Source organism: Streptomyces sp. NPDC001381 (assembly GCF_042895685.1).
In the GTDB taxonomy this organism is placed as follows: Bacteria; Actinomycetota; Actinomycetes; order Streptomycetales; family Streptomycetaceae; genus Streptomyces.
In genome coordinates this window covers 563,498-587,792 of the sequence record NZ_JBIAWO010000004.1, presented here as the reverse complement: position 1 = coordinate 587,792, position 24,295 = coordinate 563,498, and the positions used below count along the sequence as shown (strand labels likewise).

25 protein-coding genes and 2 pseudogenes are annotated in these 24,295 nt (G+C 68.4%); 12 read left to right on the top strand and 15 right to left on the bottom strand.

Annotated features, from left to right (window positions below; translation table 11 throughout):
• Positions 1-647: 647 nt before the first annotated feature.
• The 4 genes from ACFY2L_RS21270 to ACFY2L_RS21255 all read left to right on the top strand — a co-directional run bounded on the left by ACFY2L_RS21270 (position 648) and on the right by ACFY2L_RS21255 (position 3,909).
• Positions 648-1,724, top strand: a complete 1,077-nt coding sequence (locus ACFY2L_RS21270; RefSeq protein ID WP_390823056.1) for a toll/interleukin-1 receptor domain-containing protein — start codon at positions 648-650, stop codon at positions 1,722-1,724.
• Between the two features lie 158 nt (positions 1,725-1,882).
• A complete protein-coding gene (locus ACFY2L_RS21265; protein ID WP_390823055.1) occupies positions 1,883-2,134 on the top strand; it encodes a hypothetical protein in 252 nt (83 codons plus the stop codon).
• Between the two features lie 741 nt (positions 2,135-2,875).
• Positions 2,876-3,418, top strand: coding sequence for a hypothetical protein (locus tag ACFY2L_RS21260; protein WP_390823054.1), 543 nt, complete (start codon positions 2,876-2,878; stop codon positions 3,416-3,418).
• A complete protein-coding gene (locus tag ACFY2L_RS21255; protein WP_390823053.1) occupies positions 3,415-3,909 on the top strand; it encodes a hypothetical protein in 495 nt (164 codons plus the stop codon). Before ACFY2L_RS21260 ends, ACFY2L_RS21255 begins: the two co-directional genes overlap by 4 nt.
• A 333-nt stretch (positions 3,910-4,242) precedes the next feature.
• Here ACFY2L_RS21255 and ACFY2L_RS21250 read toward each other — a convergent pair.
• Together ACFY2L_RS21250 and ACFY2L_RS21245 are read right to left on the bottom strand one after the other, a co-directional pair.
• Positions 4,243-4,518, bottom strand: a pseudogene (locus tag ACFY2L_RS21250) (site-specific integrase); the annotation flags it as partial.
• A 111-nt stretch (positions 4,519-4,629) separates the two neighbouring features.
• Positions 4,630-4,862, bottom strand: a pseudogene (locus tag ACFY2L_RS21245) (conjugal transfer protein TraS); the annotation flags it as partial.
• A 442-nt stretch (positions 4,863-5,304) separates the two neighbouring features.
• Between ACFY2L_RS21245 and ACFY2L_RS21240 the strand changes: the two are divergent.
• Entirely contained in the window at positions 5,305-5,751 is a 447-nt protein-coding gene (locus ACFY2L_RS21240) for a hypothetical protein (RefSeq protein WP_390659519.1), read from the top strand.
• Positions 5,752-5,932: 181 nt separating this feature from the next.
• On the opposite strand, the gene ACFY2L_RS21235 is transcribed toward ACFY2L_RS21240, so the two are convergent.
• The 3 genes from ACFY2L_RS21235 to ACFY2L_RS21225 all read right to left on the bottom strand — a co-directional run bounded on the left by ACFY2L_RS21235 (position 5,933) and on the right by ACFY2L_RS21225 (position 8,022).
• Positions 5,933-6,070: a hypothetical protein gene (locus ACFY2L_RS21235; RefSeq protein ID WP_390659520.1), complete on the bottom strand. Its 138-nt coding sequence runs from the start codon at positions 6,068-6,070 to the stop codon at positions 5,933-5,935.
• 587 nt (positions 6,071-6,657) lie between these two features.
• Complete coding sequence (locus ACFY2L_RS21230) at positions 6,658-7,356, bottom strand: formylglycine-generating enzyme family protein (RefSeq protein WP_390823051.1); 699 nt, start codon at positions 7,354-7,356, stop codon at positions 6,658-6,660.
• A 348-nt stretch (positions 7,357-7,704) separates the two neighbouring features.
• Positions 7,705-8,022 (bottom strand): hypothetical protein, encoded by a 318-nt coding sequence (locus ACFY2L_RS21225; RefSeq protein WP_390823050.1) that lies wholly within the window; start codon positions 8,020-8,022, stop codon positions 7,705-7,707.
• 731 nt (positions 8,023-8,753) lie between these two features.
• Between ACFY2L_RS21225 and ACFY2L_RS21220 the strand changes: the two genes are divergently transcribed.
• Together ACFY2L_RS21220 and ACFY2L_RS21215 are read left to right on the top strand one after the other, a co-directional pair.
• Complete coding sequence (locus ACFY2L_RS21220; protein ID WP_390823049.1) at positions 8,754-9,035, top strand: hypothetical protein; 282 nt, start codon at positions 8,754-8,756, stop codon at positions 9,033-9,035.
• A gap of 945 nt (positions 9,036-9,980) precedes the next feature.
• On the top strand, positions 9,981-11,723 hold the full coding sequence (locus ACFY2L_RS21215; protein ID WP_390823048.1) for an RICIN domain-containing protein: 1,743 nt from the start codon (positions 9,981-9,983) through the stop codon (positions 11,721-11,723).
• On the opposite strand, the gene ACFY2L_RS21210 is transcribed toward ACFY2L_RS21215, so the two are convergent.
• Together ACFY2L_RS21210 and ACFY2L_RS21205 are read right to left on the bottom strand one after the other, a co-directional pair.
• Complete coding sequence (locus ACFY2L_RS21210) at positions 11,693-11,992, bottom strand: hypothetical protein (RefSeq protein WP_390823046.1); 300 nt, start codon at positions 11,990-11,992, stop codon at positions 11,693-11,695. The two genes, ACFY2L_RS21215 and ACFY2L_RS21210, sit on opposite strands and share 31 nt — an antisense overlap.
• Before the next feature lie 373 nt (positions 11,993-12,365).
• Positions 12,366-12,851, bottom strand: coding sequence for a VOC family protein (locus ACFY2L_RS21205; RefSeq protein WP_390659526.1), 486 nt, complete (start codon positions 12,849-12,851; stop codon positions 12,366-12,368).
• A gap of 268 nt (positions 12,852-13,119) precedes the next feature.
• Here ACFY2L_RS21205 and ACFY2L_RS21200 point away from each other — a divergent pair, with 268 nt between their 5' ends.
• Both ACFY2L_RS21200 and ACFY2L_RS21195 read left to right on the top strand, forming a co-directional pair.
• A complete protein-coding gene (locus ACFY2L_RS21200; RefSeq protein ID WP_390823045.1) occupies positions 13,120-13,665 on the top strand; it encodes a hypothetical protein in 546 nt (181 codons plus the stop codon).
• Positions 13,666-13,876: 211 nt separating this feature from the next.
• Positions 13,877-14,410: a hypothetical protein gene (locus ACFY2L_RS21195; RefSeq protein ID WP_390659528.1), complete on the top strand. Its 534-nt coding sequence runs from the start codon at positions 13,877-13,879 to the stop codon at positions 14,408-14,410.
• Between the two features lie 123 nt (positions 14,411-14,533).
• Here ACFY2L_RS21195 and ACFY2L_RS21190 read toward each other — a convergent pair whose 3' ends face one another.
• Both ACFY2L_RS21190 and ACFY2L_RS21185 read right to left on the bottom strand, forming a co-directional pair.
• The gene (locus tag ACFY2L_RS21190) at positions 14,534-14,884 is read right to left on the bottom strand and encodes a hypothetical protein (protein WP_390823044.1); all 351 of its coding nucleotides are present in this window, start codon (positions 14,882-14,884) and stop codon (positions 14,534-14,536) included.
• A gap of 96 nt (positions 14,885-14,980) precedes the next feature.
• Complete coding sequence (locus ACFY2L_RS21185; RefSeq protein WP_390659530.1) at positions 14,981-15,748, bottom strand: SDR family oxidoreductase; 768 nt, start codon at positions 15,746-15,748, stop codon at positions 14,981-14,983.
• 86 nt (positions 15,749-15,834) lie between these two features.
• On the opposite strand from ACFY2L_RS21185, the gene ACFY2L_RS21180 reads away from it, so the two are divergent.
• Positions 15,835-16,443 (top strand): TetR/AcrR family transcriptional regulator, encoded by a 609-nt coding sequence (locus ACFY2L_RS21180; RefSeq protein WP_390659531.1) that lies wholly within the window; start codon positions 15,835-15,837, stop codon positions 16,441-16,443.
• Between the two features lie 508 nt (positions 16,444-16,951).
• On the opposite strand, the gene ACFY2L_RS21175 is transcribed toward ACFY2L_RS21180, so the two are convergent.
• From ACFY2L_RS21175 to ACFY2L_RS21150, 6 genes are all read right to left on the bottom strand, one after another.
• Positions 16,952-17,428: a MarR family winged helix-turn-helix transcriptional regulator gene (locus ACFY2L_RS21175; RefSeq protein ID WP_390823043.1), complete on the bottom strand. Its 477-nt coding sequence runs from the start codon at positions 17,426-17,428 to the stop codon at positions 16,952-16,954.
• Between the two features lie 66 nt (positions 17,429-17,494).
• Positions 17,495-18,406 (bottom strand): NADP-dependent oxidoreductase, encoded by a 912-nt coding sequence (locus ACFY2L_RS21170; protein ID WP_390823041.1) that lies wholly within the window; start codon positions 18,404-18,406, stop codon positions 17,495-17,497.
• A gap of 88 nt (positions 18,407-18,494) precedes the next feature.
• On the bottom strand, positions 18,495-18,893 hold the full coding sequence (locus tag ACFY2L_RS21165) for a cupin domain-containing protein (RefSeq protein WP_390659534.1): 399 nt from the start codon (positions 18,891-18,893) through the stop codon (positions 18,495-18,497).
• A complete protein-coding gene (locus ACFY2L_RS21160) occupies positions 18,890-19,684 on the bottom strand; it encodes a cupin domain-containing protein (protein WP_390823040.1) in 795 nt (264 codons plus the stop codon). Before ACFY2L_RS21160 ends, ACFY2L_RS21165 begins: the two co-directional genes overlap by 4 nt.
• Positions 19,681-20,937: a sedoheptulose 7-phosphate cyclase gene (locus ACFY2L_RS21155; protein WP_390823038.1), complete on the bottom strand. Its 1,257-nt coding sequence runs from the start codon at positions 20,935-20,937 to the stop codon at positions 19,681-19,683. Before ACFY2L_RS21155 ends, ACFY2L_RS21160 begins: the two co-directional genes overlap by 4 nt.
• Before the next feature lie 437 nt (positions 20,938-21,374).
• On the bottom strand, positions 21,375-21,818 hold the full coding sequence (locus tag ACFY2L_RS21150) for a MarR family winged helix-turn-helix transcriptional regulator (RefSeq protein WP_390659537.1): 444 nt from the start codon (positions 21,816-21,818) through the stop codon (positions 21,375-21,377).
• A gap of 425 nt (positions 21,819-22,243) precedes the next feature.
• Between ACFY2L_RS21150 and ACFY2L_RS21145 the strand changes: the two genes are divergently transcribed.
• Both ACFY2L_RS21145 and ACFY2L_RS21140 read left to right on the top strand, forming a co-directional pair.
• Positions 22,244-23,311, top strand: a complete 1,068-nt coding sequence (locus ACFY2L_RS21145) for a VOC family protein (RefSeq protein WP_390659538.1) — start codon at positions 22,244-22,246, stop codon at positions 23,309-23,311.
• A 166-nt stretch (positions 23,312-23,477) separates the two neighbouring features.
• Positions 23,478-24,233 (top strand): hypothetical protein, encoded by a 756-nt coding sequence (locus tag ACFY2L_RS21140; protein WP_390823037.1) that lies wholly within the window; start codon positions 23,478-23,480, stop codon positions 24,231-24,233.
• Positions 24,234-24,295: the final 62 nt, after the last annotated feature.

The following is a 24,295-nucleotide window of genomic DNA, read 5'->3' as shown; positions in this document are numbered from 1 at the left end:
GGCGACTGTCCTGCTGCCATCAAGCAGCTCCCCCCTGTGCGTCCATGCGGCGGCTACCCCTCGGAGCGCCGCCTTCTCCCCCACACGAGTCAAGATTCTCCCGGTCGGATTTGACAATGTCCACAGGGCGTCACTCCTTCGTGACGCGGTGATGCCCATGGGCCCCGGCGTCGCTCCCGTCAGGCGAGGCACCTCGGGTGCGCAAGGCTCACCGCATAGCACTCGCTGTCCGCGGGACCAGAGGTCGAGCTCTGCTCAGCGCCTGTCGTGAGCGTGATCGCTCGGGGCGGCACCTGCACGGACCCAACAGTTTGACGCGTCCTGAGCGAAGCCCCGGGAGGGGGCCAACCGGGTAGGCCGTACGCAGACTATGCCGGACGGGAGCGGACTGCGTTGGACTTGGGCGAGCAGGTCGGGCCCCCGTTCGAGGTCACAACCGAGCCGATCGCGTCCGGGACCAAGAGGTCGTGCCAGACGCGTGCCAGCTCGTGCGGGAACTAAGCGGACCCGAGGACATCACCGCTGTCGTCTGCCACCACTCATCGCCGCGAGGACGAGCCCAGATGCCCGGACGAGGATCATCATTTACTGTTAAGTAAGGGTGATTATAGCTGGAAGAATCGAACGGGACCCCACGCGAGGCCTCAATGAGTAGTGACATATTCATTAGCCATGCGAGTGGCGACAGGGAGATCGTAAAGATAATTTGCGACTTCCTCGAAAACGCCGGGATTGGTACCGACAATTACTTTTGTAGCTCTTTTGGCTCCGTCTTTGTCGGCCAGGATGACCAACGAGCGATAGACGAAGCACTAGACGCAGCAGATGTCATGATAGAAGTCGTCACTCAAACCTTCCTCACGCGACCTGCATGCATCAAGGAAGTTGGATATGCCAATGCGCGGGCTCGCTATGCAGAAAAGTGCAGGGGTCGGGCAGCACATAAACCCCTCCACGTCTTCCCTCTGACGGTGCCGCCTGCCGACTATCAAGAGGCGAATAAACTGCATCACATTCAATCCATCCCTCTGGATGGCACTGATGGATGCTTGCAGTTTTGTGACAGCCTCCGGGTGCAGTGGTCACGACTTGAACATCGCTTGAATCCCGGCCGCTGGGACTCTGCAGCCAGCCAATTTGCCATAGACTGGCAAAGGGCGCGATCCGGCTCTCCAAATCCGGCCTCACCTTCGCCTCCTGTAGAGCTTAAGAATGAGCTCGAACAAATGATCTCCCACTGGATGCAAACGCCAGACCCGGACTTGCTTCCCTCATTGGAAGACCGCCGCAAACTCCTACCGTACGCCAAGGTCGGCACCTTGGGCGATGAACTCATATCCTTCCTTTATAGGGGTGCGGTACGCGATGGAAAGGTGTTCCTTCCTTACAGCGAACTGATGTCAAATAAAAAACAGCAGGTAGTGGATATCTTCCTCACTCACCTGAGGCAAGTGAAGCAACCGCCTAGCCCCAAGTATAGAATCGCATTCAGCATGCAGTACTGGCCGGAACCCGAACTTCAGGCGGCGCTTAAAGAGATCCAACGGAAGATAGGAATCGGCGCAGTTCACTGGGCTGAGCTGTACCGAGCCATTCAGCAAAAATCTGTATATGAGTATGTCGAAAATGGTGGGCGCGGCGGCGAGTTGACAAATTTGACAGTTCGGCAGCTCCTATCCTCCTTTGAAGAGTGGCTGCAAACTTGGGGTGTACCGCTAAAGTGAGGTCCAACCCGCCGCTGGCACCCGTACGGCAGAGGATCCGGCGTCCCTGCGCCCAGTTGTGAGCCGAGCTGATGCAGCTTGCCAACCTGAGAGCCTCCATCGGTCGGGCCCCATGGCAGTGTGGTTCTCGACCATTGCGCGAGGGTAGTGACGTCGGCGTGAGCGATGACCCCAGGGAAGACCTACGCAGTCTCGTCAGCCACTTAGGTGGCGATATCCGTGACGCGCACTATCAGCCCGCTTACGACGCAGCCGCAAACGTCTGCTCGGGCATCTTCGACAGGATCCCCGTAGACCTCCACGACATCGTGCACGAGGCAGTCATGGCCGGATATGCAGCCGCACTGAGCGATCTCAAGGCAGGCAAGTTGGACGATCAAGTTAGAGAGCGGTCCGAGATCATCGAGTGAGCTCTATTCCTCGACGTACTCACCCGCGTACGCCTGGTTCACTCGATGCCGCCGGCTATGCGCCCTGTCCTGTGTAGACAAGGTGACTAAGGCTGGATGCCCGGATGCCAGGCGGACCAACGGGAGAAGGAGGGACCGTGGGTGAATGGAAGCAGGGGACGTCGGTTGGCCGATGGACCGAGGCAGCCGCCGCAACAAGACGATGAAGGGCACGTCGCGTTGCTACCGCCACCAAGGTGACTGGACGAAGCGCGGCCAAGCCGAGCTAAAGAAGAGGGCGAGCAAGCGCCGCAAGAAGTGAGTCGGAGTCGCGGGGTGAGTGTCTAACTGCGTGACAACACCGACGAACAGCGGCGGACGAGCGCGGACGTCTGCGGCCCATCTGCGCAGGTGAGAGGCACATCAGCCCAAGGCAGCTCCCCCACGCAAGTTGCTTCGGGACGAAGAGGTCCCCGCCCCATAGCCTTTCACCCCTTGCACACGGCTCGCGGGACTGGCGCCGAGTTCCCGCCAGAAGAACGCACGGGTCGGCTACCGCATGCTCAAGTTTCACTCAGAACATCCGGCGAACGCTTGTCGCGTACATGCCTCGAACATACTGTTCGAGTGCTTGATCGCCACGGGGGCGGTCCACCGGAAAGGTGATACATGGGCATCAGCTCTCGGCGCGCCTCGACCAGCGCTGCCACTGCTGCACTGCTTCTCTGCTTCGGGACTGTAGGTACTGCCGCTGCTGCTGAGGTGCCGACCGATGAAACGGCCGTAGCGGCTGACCAGACGACGGACGTCAACGACCGGCAGGGGTGGGAGGACGAGGCCGAACAGCCGACGGGCACCAAGCTGCCGACACGCTGTGACGGTCCCTCGACGTGGATCAACATCACGTCGAAGAAGGCCTATCACATCCCGTCCTGGTGGAACGGAACCAAGTACAAGGACGGTCCGGGCGGGTCCATGACCGTCAGTGTGACCAAGACCGGGACCATCACGGCCGAGATCAGCGGCACGGTGACCGCGGAGGCCAACCTGGTCATCGCGGCGGCCAAGTCGTCCATCACCTACAAGGTCTCCGGAAGCGTCTCGATCGCGACAGGGCACACCTACACACGCAACATCTCCCGGAACAAGTACGGGCACCTGCAGTACGGTGCGTGGGGCTACAAGGTGACCTGGAAGAAGTACCGTTCCACCGGTGACGGTTGTGACGGGGTCGAGATCGGCCACGGCACCGCGACGCTGCCCACCTCCGAGACCGGCTGGAAGTACTGGGAAACCGCGACATGACGCACTCAAGCCCACGGGCGAAGCGACTCGCCGCAGGCACCATCCTGCTGTCGGTCTTGATGATCACCGGATGCTCGGGCTCTGCCGACAACGAAGGCAAGGGTGCTGACTCCTCGCCGTCGACCACGCCGAGTTCGACACGGACAGCGGCCGAGCCATCGGAGAAGCAGCTCACGAAGCAGGCCCAGGCGGCCCTGGCCGCCGTTCAAGGGGGAACCCTGGTCGAGGCCGGCGCGGAACGCGTGGGCGACGGCATCCACACCGAGCCAGAACTGACGAGCGGGAAGGCCTACAAGCTCAGCCTCGTCTGCGTCGGCACCGGCAGCGCACAACTGACCTTCTCACCAACGAGCGCGGGCAAGAAGGCCACGGTGCCGTGCGACCGATCGGTGGTTCAGCAACGAATCACCGCGGACAAAGCAGTCCGCATCGATGTCGACGGCGCCAAGGGATCGAACGGTGTGATCGCCTGGCAGATCGACACCGTCTGACAGCCGATCAGGTGCCGTCCGGCAGAACCGCCGGACGGCACCCGTCGCGTCCAGGCGCGCCCCAGCGGAGCACGTGCCACTCGCGTGCCAGATCCTGCGGGGCACTACGGGGAACACCGGGAAACCAGTCGACAGCCCACCGAGCGCCAACACCGCTGCACCGCAGATCAGCCAGGCAATCACCCGTAGAGAACCCAAGCTTCCCAAGCTGAGAGCGCGAGTTCGATTCTCGTCACCCGCTCCAACACGAACCCCCAGGTCATGGACCCGGGGGTTGTTTGTTGTCTGGACCGGTGGGCGGGGCGCGCACCACATCCGCACCATAGGGCGGTGCTACGTGTTCGTGGGCTCTTCGTTGTGGTGCGCGGGGTTGCCCTTATGGTGCTTCTCCCGCTCAGCGCGGACAAGGTCATCCAGTCCTGCGGCGACCTCGCGTTGCCGCTCCTCGTCGGAGTGCTGATAGATCAGCGCGGCTTTCTCGGAGGACTGGCCGGCGCGGACCATCGTGTCTTTGAGCGTGGCACCCGAACGGGTCGAGAGCGTGTGTCCGGTGCAACGAAGATCGTAGAAACGAAAGCCGTCCGGGAGGCCTGCTCGGCCGCGCGGCCGGCATCTACCTCGAAGTGTGCGGGCAGCGCGTCGGCGCCGAACCCGGACGGCCGTCTGCCGTGAGTCGGCGGAACTCGCCCCGGATGTTCCGGCGCTCGTACCGTTCCGGCATACCGGCACTCGCAGAAACCCACCGTCGACCCGGCGCGGCATCCGTACCTTGCGTACACGGCGTGAACGTCCCACGCATGCCGCAGCCGTTCAGCCGAGGCAGCCACGTCCACCGGTTCCTGCCCCGGGGCGAGCCGCAGCCACAGCCGGAGGCCGGTCGAGTTCGGCCGGATCACTCCGCGACGCGGGGGAACCGGCCGCACCTCCCGTCGGGTAGTCGCCCGGACAGCCAGGGCCCATCGTGGCCGAACGGGTCCGCGGAATCGATCCCCTGCCGAGCGAGCCAGTGGTGCCGGCTCACAGCATGATGTGCTTCCCCGAGTGGGGCGAGCCGTAGCTCGCGCCACAACGAGCAGGAGCGGGGCCCGTGTCTCCCGCGTGCCCGATCCGGCGGGGAACGCCGGAGAACGGCCCGAGGGAGCGCAGGTCAGCGAGTCGCCAGCTCAGACACGGTCCGCATACGCGATCTTCCGAACTGGTGGTCCAGGACCCTGGCAGCGGCGTTTGACTGGTCAGACTCCACCTTCTGTGCGGCGGGGTTGAAAGAGCCGTCCCGGACCACTAGCCAAGATCATCTCATCCCCTTAGTATCCCGTCGCAGCCAGCGCGCTTTGACGTCGGCCTAGTTGGTGCGTCGGTCACAACCGGAAACCGTGCAAGACAAGGATCACTAGGATGAAGAAGCGTTCCAAGGCCTTCGGCACTGCTACCGCGGGCCTGCTGGCTGTACTTGCGGTGGCCACCCCCGCCTCAGCCGTCACCTACACCGTCACGGACTCCGCCGCCCACACCGGCGACCTGTGTACCGTCAACCCCTACTACTGCAACGGGTCCGCGTCGTTCGTCAAGGACGGTGACCACCTGCTGGTCTGGGACAACAACAGCGACGGCCACTCGGTGGTGGTCAGGTACCTCCGGTCCGACGACGGCGGCGCGAGGCACGACGCCTGGCACCACTACGGGGCCGGAAAGAGGCTGGACATCAACATGGACCTCCCGGAGGGCCAGTGGCCGCAGGATTACATACAGTACGAAGTCTGCCTGGGTGAGTACAACAACGGCAACAACCCGACCATCATGTTCGAGACCTGCTCGGGATACACGATCGAAGACACCGCCTGATTCCTCCGCCCGCAGCAAAAACGCGCGTGCCGGCTGTTGGTCCCTGCGACTGGCAGCCGGCCGCTCGATCCCCAGGTGGCCTTCCAAACCGGTTGCTGTACGGCAGTGAAGTACAGCAACCGTGGCGATCGTGGCCGCCCGACAGCAGCTCCCAGCCCCTGCTCAGCCACCTCGGCGCCCCTCAGCGACCGAAGCACCCATAGTTCGCAGCGAGGTGGTCACGGAGCGTCTTGAGGCCGCGGATGATCTGCCGGGCAAGGATCTGGGCGTCGGCAACGTCGACTGAGGCACCATCGGTCATGGTGGTCATCGAAGCCACTCGGTTCAGTGTGTGCAACAAGGTTTGCTGCACAACGCCGGCCGCGAGAGGCCCGCTCACGGAGACTGAGATCTCTTCGCCCAAGTCCCGAGCGACGTGATCATCCACTCGCAATTTCGGTCTAGCGGTTGGCGGCCACCAGGCCTGCGTGCCTACCTGCGTGACAACGCCCACGCACCACGGCGGACGACTACGGACGCCTGCGGACCATCGCAGCAGGTAAGAAGCTGCACCAGTCCAAGGCCGAACCCCGGCCACATGATCGGCCGGCGCACCCGCCGTCGTGGCTGGCTGTCGTCCGCTGAGGTTCCTGCCACTGCCGTCATGCATGGGTCAGTCACGGTCAACAGGGGTGTCTTGACGTCGAGTTTCCGGCAGTCTGACCAGGTATCGAAGCCCCAGCTCAAGGGCACGGTCACCCCGCCTCTCTCCTAAAGCGGTCGTTGGGTGGCAACCCGTGCACTTCGCGTGTTCAGCCCGTCGGGGAGCTAATGGGTGTCGTCCCCCTCGGGCACTGTTGAACTACGTGTTCTCCAGGTACTAAAGAGGTGAGTAGGCCCGCGGCCACAGGCACCCTGTCCGATGCCCTAACTGGTTGGCACGGGTGCCACCGGACGGACCGCGGTGAAGTTCTGGAACTCATAGCGGGTAGCGGAGAGCAACAGCAGCCACTCGTCGCAGCCCTGCCACGGAGAGAGGTCGCCGGCGCCTCCGCGCACCACCCGCGGTCCGTCCCCCGTGCGGGGGCGTGCATCCATCGGTGCATCCCTGAAATGCGGGATCCACACGTCACCACAGATTTCGTTTGCCGACCCCATCGCCGCCAGTCCGAAGGCGTTCTCAGCCGCGGCCGTGCGTTCCTCGTCGGCGAAATCGTCGAGCACCTGGTTCTCGTCCGGCCTCCCGTCCCCGCGGAAGGTCAGAGTGGTCGTACCTGCCCGGGCCGCATACTCCCACTCCGCCTCGCTCGGCAGCCGGAACGGCAGAGTCCCTAGCAGGTCGTCCAAGTCGTCCTCGAACCGGGCCGTACTCGAATCCGATTCGGTGAAGCTGTCCTCGTACTCGGGCAGCCAGTGCCGTGCCTGTGCCACGGTGAGCGGATACCTGGCGATCAGGAACGGCTCGACCCGCACTTCTCGCACCGGCCGGGCCCGGACAGCGCTGGCGAAGAACGCCTCAAGGTCGTCATCGGCGCCATCGGCCCGCTCGATGGCACGAACCGCGTCCAGTTCCGTGTCGGACAAGCCCATCCGGAACGTCCCACCGGGAACGGCCCGGAAGATCACTCTGGAAGGGATGTGCCGCCAAGCCGGTCGTCCGGCCACGATCTCTTGAGCCCACATGGCGCCGGACGCTAGCAGCCAGGCATCCCGGACGGCGCCCGGGAAGGGAGTGCGGTCAGCTGATCACCCCCTGGACGCCGCAGCTCTGCACCGCTACCGCACCAGATCGAGCGGGGAACAGCGGGGAGTCACGGTGAAAGCCGACAGCACCGGAGAGAGTGCAGGTCAGCCATTAACGCAGCTCAGCGCCCGATTCAGCCTCGAACGATCGCAGCTTTCCAAGCTGAGAGCGCGAGGTCGATTCTTGCCAACCGCCTGTGTGAACCACGATCTCCGGTTGCGCCGGCCGGCCTACTGCGGAACCCGGTCCGCGAGGGCAAGCACCATGACGGTGTAGCCGCAGGTGCCGAACACCAAGACAAGCCAGCTGAGGACCGTGTGGAGCACCAACGGGCCGCGGCGGGTGGCCATGCCCAGGTACACGAGTGCCGCCCTGCTGACACGGGGCTGTGGATGGGGTGCAGGGTCACGCGAGCGTTGCAGGGCCTGGCGCAGAGCAGCACGGGCGACTGCCGTCTTGAGCCCCAGGCGCACCCCGTTGACGTCGCGGACCAGTACCGAGACACCGGAACGGGAGAAGTAGGTGAGCAGCCGTACAGTGCTGATCACGGACAGATCGACGGTGCGCTCACCGGACAGTGTCCGTGCCGTCAGGCGAGGTCCACTGGTGTGCGGAGGAGGCTTTTCCTCACACGCCTCACCAAGGATGAGAAGCCCGGTCGGTGCGGCGACCAGCGCCAGGAAGATCGCAGACTCGGTAGGAAGCCACCCGACAGCAGCTGGAACGAGCATGATGAAAGGCGACACCAGTGCCGCTCCGGCGACGGCGACCCAGCGGCGTGCACGTCGGCGAACGGCCGCTGGAGTCGTCACCGGGACAAACGAGCCCCGCGTCCTCTTCATGTACTCCCCCCTTGACCGCTGCACTGACCAGCCTGACGGACGATCTGGGCACAGTCACTTGGCCCTGCAGGCAAAGAACATCTCATCGCCGTTGCCAGGAGTGGGAAGGGAGCCGACGAGAACAGCGAACGGCCGCACCCTCGTCCGAGGACCGTCGGTACGATGCGCAGCTCCAGACCGTCTCAGTTTCCGTCTCATTCAGCGCGGTTCATGGCCGTTCAGCCAAGACCACAAGCCGTCACGCCGTCGACGGCTGACCGTCCAGGACGCAGGTGAACGCCTCTGCACGGAGTCCGAGGCCCCATCACCACGGTTGGAAAGCGTGTTGGTGGGGCGGATCCGAAGCGCACATAGCGGTGAGGGTGTCAGACCTCGATGACAGTCTGTACGGCATGGAGACAGCCAATGCCCCTGACTGCGGGGATGAGGAGCACGCCGTGATCGCGCACTTCCGGCTTGCCAGTGACGGTTTTGGCGATGTCGACCAGCGCGAGCGAATCTACGAAGCTGAGCAGGTGATGGAGGCAGCGACCGAGAACGCAGGCGTCGGGGAGGTCGACGGGAACGAGTTCGGAGGGGGCGAAGCCGTCTTGTACGCCTACGGACCCGATGCCGATGCTCTGTTCAAGGTCCTGGAACCGACTCTGCGTAGTCTGCCGTTCCGGCCGGCGCACGTCCTTCTCAGACATGGCGACAGCGAGACCCGTGTGGATCTGTAGCGGCCCGCCGAGTGTCGCGCGGCGTCGGCGAAACGCACCACAAGCGCACCGGATACGGCGGGGAGCAGCGGGGAACCACGGTGAAAGCAGCCAAGCCCGACGAGCCCCCAGCGTAGGCCTTCGCCCAGGTCATCCCTCGAACTGCCCTCTAAATGCCCGCAGCTTCCCAAGCTGAGAGCGCGAGTTCGATTCTCGTCACCCGCTCCATGAAGAAGGCCCAGGTCAGTGACCCGGGCCTTTTTGCTGTGCTTGGTGATCAGTGGGAATGCCCATGCCGTATCCCTCGCACAGGATGCCCCAGGGCGAGGGTGTCGGAGATGCCAGCGGTCACGGGTGGGGTCCAGGATGGTGGGCTTCTCGTTGGGCGGCCAGGTGGTCCGCAAGCGCATCGGACCCGATCTTGCTCAAGGCCCACAGGCTGGTGGATCGACAAGCCCCCTGCCGGAGTGGGTCATCCACAGGGGTGTGGAAGGGCAGCACGGGAATGCCGTGGGCGTCGAAGGGGCCGGCGTCCAGGCAACGCAGACCACCGGTGCCGCACAGACAGTGGGTACTACCGGTGGCTGCCGCAAGGTCGGCGAGGCGCTCGGAGCGGCCTTGCCGGGTCGGGATCGCGCTGCTGTCCCCCGCCTTCCCCGACCAGCCATCAGGCGTTCGCCACCACCGGCGTCAGGCGTGCCGTGCTCCGCAGCGAACGGGAAGCGGTCAAGGCGAAAAAATCTGTGGATCTTCGCGGCAACCTTTTCGGCCTCTCGGACCACTAAGCGTTGTCCGGCCAAGTGGTCCGGTCAGATGCAACGGCTGAAAGAGAGCACAGGCATGTCCCCGGAACGAGAGCACAGACATGTCCCCGGCCCACCCACGTCATCGGTGGCGTCCCGCGTCGGCGGCCACCGTGCCGACGGCGGCGCGCGCGGTGACCGCCCGAAGCATCGTGGCCGTCGGTTGCTCGCGCGTCGGGGTCTCTGGGCGGGTCTCGCCATGGTGGTCGTGGCCGGCTCGGCTGTCGTGGTCAGCCAGGCTTCGGCGCAGCAGAAAACCCTGGATCTGAAGAAGTGGTACGTGCTGGTCAACCGCAACAGCGGCAAGGTACTGGACAACCCCGCCCCCGCCACGAAGGACGGTGCGGCGGTGGTGCAGTGGAGCCGTCGCGGCGGGACCAACCAGCAGTGGCGGTTCGTCGATTCGGGTGACGGGTACTACCGGCTGCAGAACCGGACCTCCGGCAAGGTGCTGGACGACCTCGGCTGGTCGAAGACCGCCGGCTCCGCCATCGTGCAGTGGAAAGACCTGAACGGCACCAACCAGCAGTTCAAACTGGCCAAGTCGTCGGACGGCTACGTGCGTTTGGTCAATCGCTTCAGTGGCATGGCTGTCGGTGTCAAGAACGCCACCAAGGCCAACGGGGGCGACATCGTCCAGAACCGCGACCGGGGCGGCGCCAACCAGCAGTGGAAGCTCGTCGCGGCCGGTAGCGCCGACGGCACCGGGAACCCGGGGAACTCCGGCAGCACGCCCGCGCCCGGCGGCAGCGCTCCGGCGAGCCAGGCTCCGAGCGGCACCCACCCGGCGTCGCCGCCGGCGTCTCCGGCCGCCACCAACGGCAGCTCGACGGCACGTTTCATGGGCAGCGACAAGGTGTTCATCGGCGGTTCGATGACTGACGCCTCGGCGAACGCCGCGCCGTTCGACGTGCGCTACGCCTATATACACAGCCAGCCCGCGCCCACGTCGGCCGCCTATACGGCGTCGCGTTGCAAGGATGAGTGGTCGGGCTGGTGGGGCTGCTGGGGCGGCAGCAGCACGGCTCCCGGAAACCAGGTGACCTGGCAGGACAGCGTGGCGGCCCAGGCGACCTACCAGGGCAAGTCGCGACCGCAGAAGTACCTGTGGACCTGGTACTCGTTGCGCGACCTCGGGGACGCGGCAGGCGAGGGCGACGGCCCGGGCGAGGTCAAGGCCATCAACAGGCTCGACCTGCTCACCCGGTACCTGAACGACTACCGGTTCTTCCTCCAGAAGATCGGCAAGTCCCACGACATGATCGACCTGGAGCCCGACTTCTGGGGCTTCGCCCGGTCGCTCGGCAATCTGCACCAGGTTCCCTCGCAGGTCTCGGGCGCCAACCCGACGGACTGCGGATCGCAGGAGAACAGCGCCGCCGGACTCGCCCAGTGCCTGATTCACATGGCGCACAAGTACGCGCCGAACGCCGCCGTGGGGCTGCACCTCTCCTGCTTCGACTGGGAGAGCAATCTCCAGAAGTGCGTCAAGGACTACGCGGACCTCGGGGCGAAGAACGCCGACTTCCTGGTCACCGATGTGTCGGACCGCGACGCGGGCTGGTACGCACAGCCGGCCCACGGCAGCCGTGACACCTTCTGGACCGACCAGAAGGCCGCCGCCTCGCTGAAGTTCTGGAAGACGATGGCCGAGTCCGTGGGCAAGCCGGTGGTCCTGTGGCAGATCCCGGTGGGCAACATGGCGCAGAACAACACGCCCGGCCACTTCAAGGACGACAAGGTGGACTGGCTCTTCGCCCACATGGACCAGGTGGCGAACGCCCACATCGCCGGCCTGCTGTTCGGGGCGGGGTGGACGGAGCAGACGACGCCCGAGACCGACGGCGGAAACCTGATCCGCAAGACGATCACGTATCACAACTCGGGTGGTACAGCACTCAAGTAGGCGAAGCTGACGAAATGCGCCCCCATCTCTTCGATGGGGGCGCCGATAGAGGCGGCCTTGGTGGAGGGGATGATCGTGCTGACAGGTGACGGCGGGGCCCCCAGCCGGATGGTCGCGGAGCAGCCATGGTCGCTCACGGCCGTAGTCATTGCTCGATGCACGCTGCTGGGCCGCTCCCCATCTCCCATCCAGTAGGTGGCGCCGCTTCGGAGGGTGGCCAGAGTTTTCATGGGCGCCTCGTCATCACCAGCCAACAGCGATTCCAGCACAGGCCGTTCCATGGTCACCCCCGTTTGGATCGGCCGCACCACAAGCGCACCAGACCCAGCGGGGAACAGCGCGGAACCACGGTGAAAGCAACCGGGCCCGAGGAAGCTGCATCACAGCCGTTCGTCCAGGTCAGCGCCCGAACCAGCCTCACATGCCCGCAGCTTCCCAAGCTGAGAGCGCGAGTTCGATTCTCGTCACCCGCTCCATGCGAAACCCCCAGGTCGTCGACCCGGGGGTCGTTTGTTGTCTGGACGGGTGCGCGGGGTGGGCACCACCACCGCACAGGGCGGTCCCTGAAGGAGCAGTTCGGTCGGCGAGTTCCAGGTACGGCGCTCGGTATTCGGTCCGGATCACCGCGCCCGCGGGGTCCAGTCACCCGGCGGTGGCCAGGCGGCGCCGAAGCTCCTCCTGCGAGACGTCTTCCACGTGGGTCAGGAATACCCACATGTGACCTGAAGGGTCCTTGAGGATGACGGTGCGGTCACCGTGGAACATGTCCTTCGGCGGCTGGAGGATCTCGGCGCCGGCGGCTTCCGCGCGCTCCGCCAGGCTGTCGACGTCCGGCACGAAGACGTGCAGCGTGACGGACGTACCTCCGCCGAGCGAGGTCGGCGCGGCGAAGGAGGCGGCCTCCGCCTCCTCCACGCTGCCGTCGCCCAGCATCAGGACCGACCGTCCGATGGTGATCTCGGCGTGCAGAATGCCGCCGCCCGGAGCGTCGATCCTGAAGTCCTCGCGGGCGCCGAACGCCCGCTGGTAGAAGTCGATCGCCGCGGCGGCGTCGTCGACCATGATGTGCGGGATCACGGCATAGCGGTAGCGGTCGGGGATCTCGATGCGGTCCGTGCGTTCGGTCACGGCGAACCTCCTTGAAAAGGCACCTCTGGTCGGCTCCTGCGGCTTGGAAAGGAACCTAGAAGCTCAAGTTTGGTTGAGGTCAAGCGTTCAAAGGGGAACCACGGGAAGCAGCGGGGACCGGCCCCAGGTGCGGCCAGGGCTCCGGTCGTCGCTCCGTCGCACGTCAGCCCCGGGTCAAGGCGGGCTGCGTGTCCGCGAGAGCGGAGCGGGGCGGGGAATCTGGAAAATCGCTCGCCCATACGGCATGTCCAGGCGCAAGGATGTGCGCATGATGCGACCCGAGCGTGCGCTGCTCCCCCTTCTCCTGGTACCGGTTCTCCTCACAGGATGCGGCGCGGACGAGAGCGGCGGGGCGGCCTCCGGCGGCGCCGGTCTCGACGCCGCCGCGCGTGTCTGGGGTGTCGCGCCGGAACTCGTCTATGTCACCGAGGTCTCCGGCTACACCGTGTTCCAGGAGTCGGTGGGCGAGTACGACGACGAATTCGTCGCCGCGTACCGGTCCGAGAAGGGTGCGGGCAAGTTCGGCCTCTTCGTCGGTCGCGGCACGATGACAGCGGAGAGCTGCCCCGAGCAGCCTCTGGGCGAGGTGTCGGACCAGCAGGTCACCTGTGTGCACGACGGCGACGCCTGGTACCGCACGGCGGGTGACAGCCACGAATACGCGGTGCCCGACGGCGGCGTGGTGATTCATCTCATCGCCGACGCGGACAAGGTCGACCGCGCCATTCTGCGTAAGGCGGCCGAGGCGGTCCACCGCCCGGACGACGCCGAACTGGCCGCACTCCTGCCGGCCACCGACGGCGCGGGCACCTGAGAGGACGGCGCGACGTCGACCGCCGGCCCGTTTGAAGCGACCGCTCGTGTCGCTGCTGTTCGCGACAGGTATCGCCGCCATCTCCGGTACGGGGTCGGGCAGTTCCGACGAGGAAGGGCTCACGCGAGGGGTCGCGCAGCCTCCCGCAGCATGGAGTTGAAGGCCCGTCGAGCGGCCGACGCATGCCGGGCAGGGGAGGGCGGGGCCCGTCGTGGGCAAGGGTGGGGAGTCCATACCGGACGAAGAGTGGGAGCGCTTCCTTCGCGAAGCCGAGGCGGGGACCGAGGGGGCGCCCGAGGAGCCGTCGGCGCTCCGGACCCAGGCCGGCCAGGCCCCGTACCGCTCGACCGACAGGGGGGCCGGCTGGTCGAGGGTCAGGGGCCTGGGCAACGACGCCGCAGTCGTCGCCGACCGCGCCTCGGCCAGGACCTTCTACTCACTGTCCGGCGGCACGCTCCACGCCAGCACCGACGGCGGCGCGACCTTCACCACGCTCGCCTCGGTGCGGTCCGCCTCCGCCCTCGGCTTCGGCAAGGCCGCGGCGGGCGCCGGTTATCAGGCCCTGTACCTGATCGGTACCGTCAAGGACGTCACCGGAGTCTTCCGCTCCACCGACAAGGGCGCCACCTGGCTCCGCGTCAACGACGACGCCCACCAGTGGGGCGGCATCGGCGACCCCGACACGTTCGGGCGCGTCTATGCCGGCACCAACGGACGCGGTCTCCAGTACGGCGACCCGTCCTGACGCGTACGCCCCAGCGGGGCCGCGGGCACCTCGGCCCGCGGCCCCGCTCTCGTGTCCCTCGGGAGTCGGTCCGGGACCGTCCCTCCCGTGCGTGTCCCCGGCGGAGGGGCCGGGGTGCGGGGTTCAGGCGAGCAGCAGCTCCAGTTCGGCCGGCAGGCCGGGGGCGTCTTCGTGCGGGGACGGCGCGCCGCGGAGTTCGAAGGCCCACCGGTGGGAGGGGGCGCAGCCGAACGTCCGCTCGGAGACGGCCGGAAGGAAGACTTCGGCGCTGGCCGCCGAGTCCCAGATCAGCGCGAGGCCCTGGAGGTCCGCCGCGGGATCGGTGATCCACTGGCCGGTCCGCAGGCCCGGAAACTCATGGGTGAACGAGGTGGGGCCCTCGGGGCGGAAGGCGGCCTGTCCGGGCTGGTCTGGCCGGGGGGTGCCGACCGCGGCGGTGCGTCGCTTGTCCCACCAGGCGATGACGACGTGCATGGGGCCTCCAGCTGCAGAGTGTCTGTCGTGCGTGTTGTCGCGGTGTCCCCGTTGACACCCGTGCGTGGCTCCGGTCCCGCGCGGCCGGCTGCCGGGTCAGAGCTGGGAGCCGCCGGTGGCGTCGATGACCTGCCCGGTCACCCATCGGGCGTCGTCGGAGGCGAGGAAGGCGACGATGTCGGCGACGTCCTCGGGGCGGCCCACCCGGCCGAGAGCGGAGAGTTCGGCCGCGGACCGCTCCGCTGCCTCGTTGCCGCGCAGCCAGGAGGCGTTCATGTCGGTGTCGATGATGCCGGGCGCCACGGAGTTGACCGTGATGCCCCGGCCGCCGAGCGCCTTGGCCAGGGTGAGCGTGAAGGCATCGACGGCGCCCTTGGTCATGGCGTACGCGATGATGTCGGTGAGCGCGATGCGGGTCGCTCCGGAGGAGATGTTGATGATCCGCCCGCCGTCCCGCAGCCGCTTGAGTCCCTGCTGCGCGAGGAAGAACGGGGCGCGCATGTTGAGGGCGACGGCCTCGTCGAACGCTTCGGCCGTGGTCTCCTCGATCTCGCCGCGCGGGGTGATGCCGGCGTTGTTGACGAGGATGTCGAGGCCGGTGCTGTCGGAGTGCTCCAGGACCTGGCGGTCGTAGCCCTCCCACAGGGTCTCGACGTCTCCGGGCCTGCCCAGTTCGGCGTGGACGGCGAACGCGGCACCGCCCTTCGCCCTGATGGCACCGACGACCTCGTCGGCGGCCGCGCCGTTGCGCCCGTAGTGCACGGCCACCAGGGCCCCGTCGCCTCCGAGCCGCTCGGCGATCGCGCGTCCGATCCCGCGGCTGCCGCCCGTCACCAGCGCCGTCCTGCCCGTGAGCGTACCCATGGTCTCCCTCTCGCATCGAAATTCTGTAGCGATGGCTACGCAATAACCCTACACGAATTACATAGCGATCGCTGTAAAATCTGGGCATGACGACGACCAAGCGCGGCAGGCCGCGGAGTTTCGACCGCGAGGCGGCACTCGTGCGGGCCACACTCCTGTTCTGGCAGCACGGCTACGAGGGCACCTCGATCTCCGACCTGACCGCGGCGATGGGGATCTCGCCGCCGAGCCTGTACGCGGCCTTCGGCGACAAGCGCACCCTCTTCACCGAGGTCGTCGACCGCTACGGCAGCACCTTCGGCGCCTTCATGGAGAACGCGCTCGCCCAGGAGAGCGACACCCGCACGGGCTTCGCGCGGATGCTGGACGAGGCGGCGGTGTCGTACACCGATCCGGAACACCCGGCAGGCTGTCTGGTCATCACCGCGGCGACCAACTACTCCCCGCAGACGGCCGACATCGAGCAGGACCTGCGCGCGCGCAGAGTGGCGAACATCCGGTCCTTCGAGGAGAGGCTGAAGGACGCCGAGGCCCGGGGGTCGCTCCCCGAGGGGGCCGACGCCCGGGCCCTGGCCGTCTACTTCGCCGCGGTCGTCCAGGGCATGTCGCAGCAGGCGCGGGACGGGGCGACCACGGCGGAACTGCGGCGGGTGGCCGAGTACGCCATGGCGGCCTGGCCCGCACCGGCCGCCTGAGGCGCCGACGGCCCCGCCGCCTGCCGCATCAGCGCGCAGGACCAGCCCGCCAACTGCCGGACCACGGCGAAGGGCTGTGCCGCCACCGGCCGGACCGCCACACAGGACCAGCCACGCGCCACCTGCCGCATCACCACGCAGGGCCGGCCCCACCAGCTGCCGCACCACGGCAAGCCCTGTGCCGCCGCCTGCCGGACCGCCACGCACAACCCACCCCGCGCCGACTGGCGGACCGCCACGCACAACCAACCCCGCGCCACCTGCCGCAGCACCACGCAGCGCGGCCCACCAGTTGCCGCACCACGGCAAGCCCTGTGCCGCCGCCTGCCGGACCGCCACGCGCAACCAACCCCGCGCCACCTGCCGGACCGCCGCGCAGGACAGCTCCGCGCCGCCTGCCGGATCACCGCGAAGCGACGGCCTCGCCACCTCCCGCATCACCGCGAAGGGAGGGCCCCCGCCGTCTGGCGTCGGACGCAGGCCCGTTGCTCCTCGGAGGACCCGTACCTCAGTGGGCGGGAGGCTCCTCGGCCGCCCGGCACAGGCGTGCCACGACGTGGGCGTACCTCTCGTCGAAGCTCAACGTCCGGAACGCGGTGTCCAGTTCACGGTCGAGGGTCCGGCTGGCTCGTGCCCAGAGAGCCAGGCCGGCACCCGTGGCCGCGACACGGCTGGCCCGTCGGTCGCACGGCCAGGCCACCCTGACCGTCCAGCCCGCGCTTTCCAGGTGAGCGAGGACCCGGCTCGCCGCCGAGACGCTCACGCCCAACCGCCGGGCCACACCGCCCACGGCCACGGATCCCGGATGCTCGCCCACCAGCACCCCCAGCGCCATCAGCGGTGCCAGGCCGACGCCGTGACGGCTCGTCAGCGTGCGGTCCAACTGCCCTTCCATCAGGGAGAACATGGGCACGACGCGCTCCCAGATCCGGGAGATGTCGTCGATGCCGGCATCACGGTTGTCACTGTCGCGCGGCTCGGCCACAGAGTCGCTGTCCTCGGTCGTCGGATCTCGTTGCGTCGGAGCGCCCCACGGGCGCCGGAGGGATGGTCAGGGCAGCAGCAGGAGTTTGCCCCGCTCGCCGCCCGCCGCCAGGAGACGGTGGGCACGCGGCGCGTCCTCGAACCCGAGTTCCTTCGCGGTGCGCAGCCGCAGGCTCCCGTCGTCCACCAGTGAGCCGAGCGCGGAGAGCCCCGGGCCGTCCTGCTCCACATAGGAGACAGCCACGTGGATGCCGCGTTCCGCCGCCGGCACGCGGGTGGGCACGACGGAGACCGCACGACCGTCGTCCCGTACGGCGCCGATCGCCTGGGGCAGGCCCGCTGTCTCCAGCAGGCCGTCGACGCACGCCGCCGGGAAGTGCGCCTCGTCCACCACCACCCGGTCCGCGCCCAGCGCGCGCACCTCGTCCTCGTCCCGAGCGGAGCGGACCTGCGCCACCACGGTCAGGCCGCGCAGCCGGGCGAGCTGCACCGCGAGGCCGCCGACCGAACCGACGGCACCGGTGACCAGCACGGTGGCCCCCTCGGGCAGGGCGAGGGCGTCGAGCGCCTGCCGGGCGGTCAGGCCGGCCAGGGGCAGCCCTGCGGCGCTGGTCAGTGAGAGCGTGGCGGGCGCGGGGGCGACGATGTCCGCCGGCAGCGCGACGGTCTCGGCGTACGTTCCCCGGCCGGTGGCCATCTGAGCGGACATCGCCACGACCTGGTCGCCGACGCGGAACCCGGTGACGTCCTCGCCCACCGCCGTGACCGTGCCCGCCACGTCCCAGCCGAGGATCATCGGCGGCCGGACCGCACTGCGCCCGGCGTGCAGACCGGCCCGGGTCTGGAGGTCGACGGGGTTGACGGCGGCCGCGGCGGTGCGGATGAGGACGCCGTCCGGGTCCGGGACGGCCGGTTCCGGGACCTCGGAGACCGACAACCGCTCCGGGCCTCCGTAGGTCGTCAGGACTACAGCACGCATGGTCTGCTCGCTTTCCTGTACGTGTTCCTGTACGTGCGCGGCCCGGCCGGACGGGTGTCCGCCGGGCCGCGGTGCGTCGTCCGGCCGGTCAGGACGAGACCAACTCGGGGATGCGGGGCGGCAGTCGGTCGGTGACGGAGGCGGCGAGCGTACGGACGGTGATCAGCCGGACCGCGTCGCCGTCCGCCACGAGCCGCGCCCGGCAGCCGTGCGGAACCAGGGCCAGCTGCCCCGCCCCGACGGCACGTTCGCCGGAGGCCGTGATGACCCGCAGCCGGCCGTCGAGAACGAGCAGCGCTTCCTCGACCCCGTGCCCCGGGGTCGCCGTCAGCACGGCGCCGTGGGGGAGCAGCCAGTGCTCCACGGCTTCGCACTCGCTGTGCAGCATCCCCCGGCGCACCAGGCACGTCCATGCGGCCGCCGCGTCGGTGCCCGAGCCGGTGGCGACGGTGGTGCGTACCGCCTCGGCGGTGGTCGAGACGATCACTGTGCCTCCGCGGCGTGCGCGGGAAGAGCCAGGGTCACGATCAGCAGCCGCATCGGCGTGACCGCCTCGATCCTGGTCGCCGTGCCCGCGCCGAGGGTGACGCAGGTGTCCGGCGACAGGTCCGTGGTGGTGTCGTCGGCGGTGGCCCGGCCTTCACCGCTGTGCACGAACACGGCGAGTTCCGCGTCGGGCGAGCCCAGGAGGGTGCGCCGCCCCGCGTCGAGATCGACGGCCTCCACCGTGCGCAGGGGGCCGGTGAACACGCCGTCGGTGGAGACGGTCCTCTCCTCGAAGAGGTCGTGGATGACTGCGTCGCCCATAGGGGGAACTCCCGGGTGGGTGAGACCGGCTCCGGACAGGACGGCGTCCGTGCCGGGTGCGAGGGTTTCGATGACCCACCAGTCGAGGTCGGCGTCCCCGGTGTTGCGCAGCCCGTGCACATTTCCGGGGGCGGTCAGGGCGAGCGATCCCGGCCCGACGTGGTGGGGGTGGCCGTTGAAGAGGAACTCCCCGTGTCCGCGCAGGATGAGGTAGATCTCCTCGGTACGGGTGTGGCGGTGCTCTCCGCTGAGGCCGCCCGGTGGGACGGAGGCCCATTCGACGGCCTCGGTGGCGGAGTCGAGCTGGCGGCGGCCCGCGAAGCACTTCCAGCGGGTGCGTCCGGCGGCGCCGTGGACTCCGTGGACCGTCGCGGCACCCGCCACGGTCCCGGCCGAGCGCAGGGCGCGGGAACGCCCGCCGGCCGCCGGGGCGTCGGCCGCCCCGTGGTGAGTGGTGGCTGCGGTGGTCACCGGGAGACTCCCGAGGCGAGGGTTCCCAGCACCTCGGCCGCCGCGCCGAGTTCGGCCTCCGTGACGTCGTTGACGAAGACCGCGCTGCCGATGCCGACCGGGAGAGGGAGGCGCTGCTTGCCGTCGCGGTGCCGCACCGTGTCGCGCAGGGCCTCCCCGAGCAGCTCCGGTGTGCACAGCGGGTGCCAGGTGGGCAGGCCGAGCCGTTCCATCACGCTGAGGATGCGGTCGCGCTGGTAGCCGCTGACGAGTCCGCGGTGTTCGGCCATGACGGTGGTGAGCGCCATGTCGACGGCCACGGCCTCACCGTGCAGCAGCGCGGGGAGGGCGTGCATCTCGATGGTCGGGCTGAAGGTGTGGCCGTAGTCGACGACCCGTTCCAGCACCTTCTCCCAGAGGTTGGGCTGGAGTTCCTCGAGCATGCCCTGGATGGCCCGTTCCACCACCTCGGTCGCGGGATCGAGGTGCAGTCCGCGGGCCGCGAGACGCTGGTCCACCGGGACGTCGGCCGGAGTGGGGCCGATGGCCGGCGGGCTCTGGAGCTTGCTGTGCAGGAGGTCGGCGCCGTGCTGCTCCAGCAGGTCGAACAGGCGGGCGTCCTTGATCAGAGCGATCTTGAGGATCTCGGCCAGTCCGTTGCTGATGTGCCGTTCGTCGAGCGTGGCCAGGAACGACCGGTCCAGCAGGGTGCGGTCCGCCGGGAAGTAGGTGCCGAGCCGGTTCTTGTGTCCGTTGTGGTTGACCCCGGTCTTGGCGCCGACTCCCGCGTCCACCAGGCCGATCAGGGTGGTGGGGATGCGGATGAAGGGTGTGGAACGGCGGTAGAGGCTGGCGGCGAAGCCGACGATGTCCATGAGGACGCCGCCACCGATGGCGATCACGGGTTCGCGTCGGCGATCGACGCCGAAGGCGTCGAGGGCTTCGGTGACCTGGAGCACCGCGTTCACCGACTTGTGCGTCTCCCCGTCGTCGAGGACCAGCACCCGATGGTCGACACCGTGATGGGCGAAGTAGGCGCGGATGCGGTCGCCGTAGAGGGAGTCGACCACGCGGTCGGTGACGACGAAGCGACGCTGTCCGCCGCGGCCCGAGGCGTCCTCCAGGATGGTGCTGTTCTCGGGGTCGAGCAGGTTCTCGCAGGCCCGTATCTCGTACTGGACCGGGTTGCTGGTCTGCACCGACCAGTGGGTGACCGGGCTGCCCACGGCGAAGAGACCGTCGTTGTGTCGCGTGGTCCGGGTTTCTTGCTGCATCAGGCTTCCGCCTCCGACGAAGAGTCTCGGTTCGGGTCCGTTGCGAATCCGGTCGGGGCAGTTCCCTTGCGTGTCCGCGCCGCGAAGCCCTTGGGGTCGCCTGCGCAGGATCTGGCCACCTCACCGTGGCCTGCCCCCCGTCGCCGAGACCGACCCTGACACATGTTTCATTGCGCACGCAAGGACATGACGGAGCAGTCAGGGCGGACGCAGGCCGGAAAGGGGCCGTAGGGCGAGAGGGAATGCGGATCCACCTGTGGCTTTTCACGAAAGAAACGCCTCGGGATGGCTGGAAGTGCTCGAAGGATGCATGCTTTCGCAAGGAACGGGCCGCCCAGGGCGCCGTCGGGCCCTCCGTGGCACCGCCGGACCGGCCGCCCGGGACGCGAAAGAGCCCCCCGTCGGTGCGACGGGGGGCTCGGCGGGGACCGCACGGGTCAGCGGTCGAGCGTCGGGGCGTACCGCAGTCTGGCGACGACCGAACTGGTCCTGCTGTCCATGGACGCGACTTCCAGCGCCATGCCGACTTCACGGCGGAAGAGGTTGCCTATGTCCGCGACGATGGACCGGCCGGCGTCCGTGACGCGCACCACCACACCCCTGCGGTCCGTCGCGTGCGCCGCCTTCTCGGCCAGGTCCCGCGCCTCCAGCCGCTGAACGGCGCGGGTGGCCGACGACTGGTTGAGGCCGAGGAGCTGGGCGAGTTCGTTCATGCGCATACCCGCCGGGTCGCCGTTGCTCAGCGCCCGCAGGGTGAGGAAGTCCGTGAGGCCCAGCTCGAAGTCCTCGGACAGTCTTCGGTCCAGCGCGGTCCCGACCTCCGCGACGAGAACCGACAACTGACTCCACAGCTCGACGCTGTCTTCCTTGCGCGCTCGCATGATGTCGCCTTCTTCAGGTCGCCCGAAGGTTCCGCCGCCCGCCGAGGGGACTGTCCGGGCACAGTGAGGGGGAGGCCGGCTCGGTCCCGCGACAGTCAGGACGGCCAGGCCCTACCCAGAGTACGAGGCGGCGGCAACCAGGGAAACCCTCCGGCATCCCGGCTTTTACATGCCCGCACAAAGAGATCCACAAGTACTTGAGACGGTGACTGTTCGACAGATCGCCTCCGGTGCAGATAACTGCAGGTCAGACAGGTCATACGACAGCGCACTCCATCGAGTCCTCCGAAGGTATTCCTTGCGCGCGCAACGACATTGCCCTACTGTCGCCACCGGTCGGCCCCTGGTCGCGAGCAGGCGGCCGGAGTCCGAGCATTCGTGTGCCGCGTGGTGCCCAGCACCCGGCGCCATTCCGAGGGGGAACCATGCTCAACGCCGTCACGGCGTCGTCGTCCACAGCGCTCCGTGGCCTTCCCACCGCACGGGCCGTGGACCACTACGCCTTCACGGTGCCGCGCCTCGACGAGGCCATCGCCTTCTTCACCGGCGTGCTGGGGGGCGAACTCTGCTACCGGGAGGGGCCGGTCGAGGATCCCGCCGGCGACTGGATGACGCGCAAGCTGGGCGTTCATCCACGGGCGCGGGCCCAGGTCGCCCTGGTCAGGCTCGGCCCGTACACCAATCTGGAGCTCTTCGAGTACACCGCCCCGGACCAGCTCGCCTCGCCGCCCGGCCCCAACGACGTCGGCGGCCACCACCTCGCTCTGCTGGTCGCGGACCTGGACACGGCCGAGCGGCATCTGCGCCGCGCGGCCACCGTCCGTCTCGGACCACCGGACACCCCCGGTGCGGACCGCCGCTGGTTTCTGACGCCGTGGGGCATGCTGCTCTCGCTGCGCGGCCCCGGGCGACGAGACGGCCGGTGCTTCGTTCCCGCGCCCGCTCCGTACGCCAACGCCGTCCAGCGCTCGCTCGGGCTGCTGGGCGTCGAGCACGTGAGCTACACCGTCGCGGATCTCGACGCCGCCACCGCCTTCTTCACCGAAGTGCTCGGCGCGGAGCTGGTGGAGAGTTCACAGGGCGCCGCGGACCGGCCGGACGGGCACTGGCCGCCCGGCGCCGAGCAGTCACGGCGGACGCTGCTGCGCACCGGCCCGACCGCCAACTGCGAACTGACGCAGAGCGGAACGGGTGCCCTGCGCTCCCGGCCCCCGCGCAACAGCGACGTCGGCGGCCACCACCTGGCCTTCTATGTCGACGACGTGGACGCGGCCGCCGCCTATCTGCGCGCGTGCGAGGGCGTGGAGCTGATGGGCGAGCCCGAGACGATCACCCAGGGCCCGATCGCCGGCGACCGCTGGCTCTACTTCAGCACACCGATCGGCATCCAGATGGAGATCATCAACATGCCGGACGGATCACTGCCGTACGAGACGCAGACCCCGGCCCGACGCGCCACGCCCGGGGACCTGCGGTGGCACGACCGCCCCTGACCGGGGGGACTCCACGGTCCGGGACGCTTCAGCGAATCGTTCCTTCAGGTCACCGCGACCGCCGCGGCCGCTTCCGCCCGCCCCGGGTCCGGCCCGGCACGGCACGGCACGGCCTGCGGGAACGCTTCCGCCCGCTCGACGACCTTCACCATCCGGGGGAATTCTCATGAACACGCTCGCCCCGTTACGACCCCGTCCGGCCGGGCCGCTGCGCAGAGCGGCGGACGTGGCGCTCTGGCTCGACTGCCGGCGCACGTCACCGGAGAGGGCGCGACAGGCCCGCGCCGACCTGGCGCACACCGTCCACGACATGCTGCCGCCCCTCCCTCGGGGTCATTCGCCCGAACGCCGGTCCGCGGACGGCACGGTCGTCGCCGGCCCCGTCCACGGCCTCGCCGGATACCGGCGGCTGATGCGGAGGCTGCTGTCCAGGACCGCGGCCTCACCCGACTCCGGACCCGTGGCGCGCCCCGTCGCCGTCGAGTACCCCATTCCGGCCGTCGACGCCCTGGTCAACGCCCGGCTCGACCTGATCGGGAGCTGCGAGGCCAAGGCCATGCGGTTCCGCGCCGGAATCGCCGGAGCCCACCTGCTGTACGACACGCTGCGACGCGATCTGCGTTCCCCGGCCTGGGTCCGGGCGGTGGCCCGCGACGTACCGGCGCCGTACCTGCTGTGGACCACCGAGCCCTGCGCCGGCCCCGACCAAGGCGCCGAGTACGCCGAGAAGTGCCTGTTCCCCGGGACGGCCGTGGCGCTTTCGCCCGACGCCCTGCGGACGTTCTCGCGGCACGCCGTCGTCACCGGACCGACCGCCGTCGACCTCCAGGAGGCCCGCCGCGTCGCCGGCATCCTCGACTGGTTCGGCATCCGTCTCGACGCCCTCGACGGCCCCACCGCGCGGGGCACGACGACCCGCTGACCCCGCCGGCCGGTCCCGGCCGTGCCCCGTTCGGCGCACCCGCGCGGCCGGCGCCGCCGGGC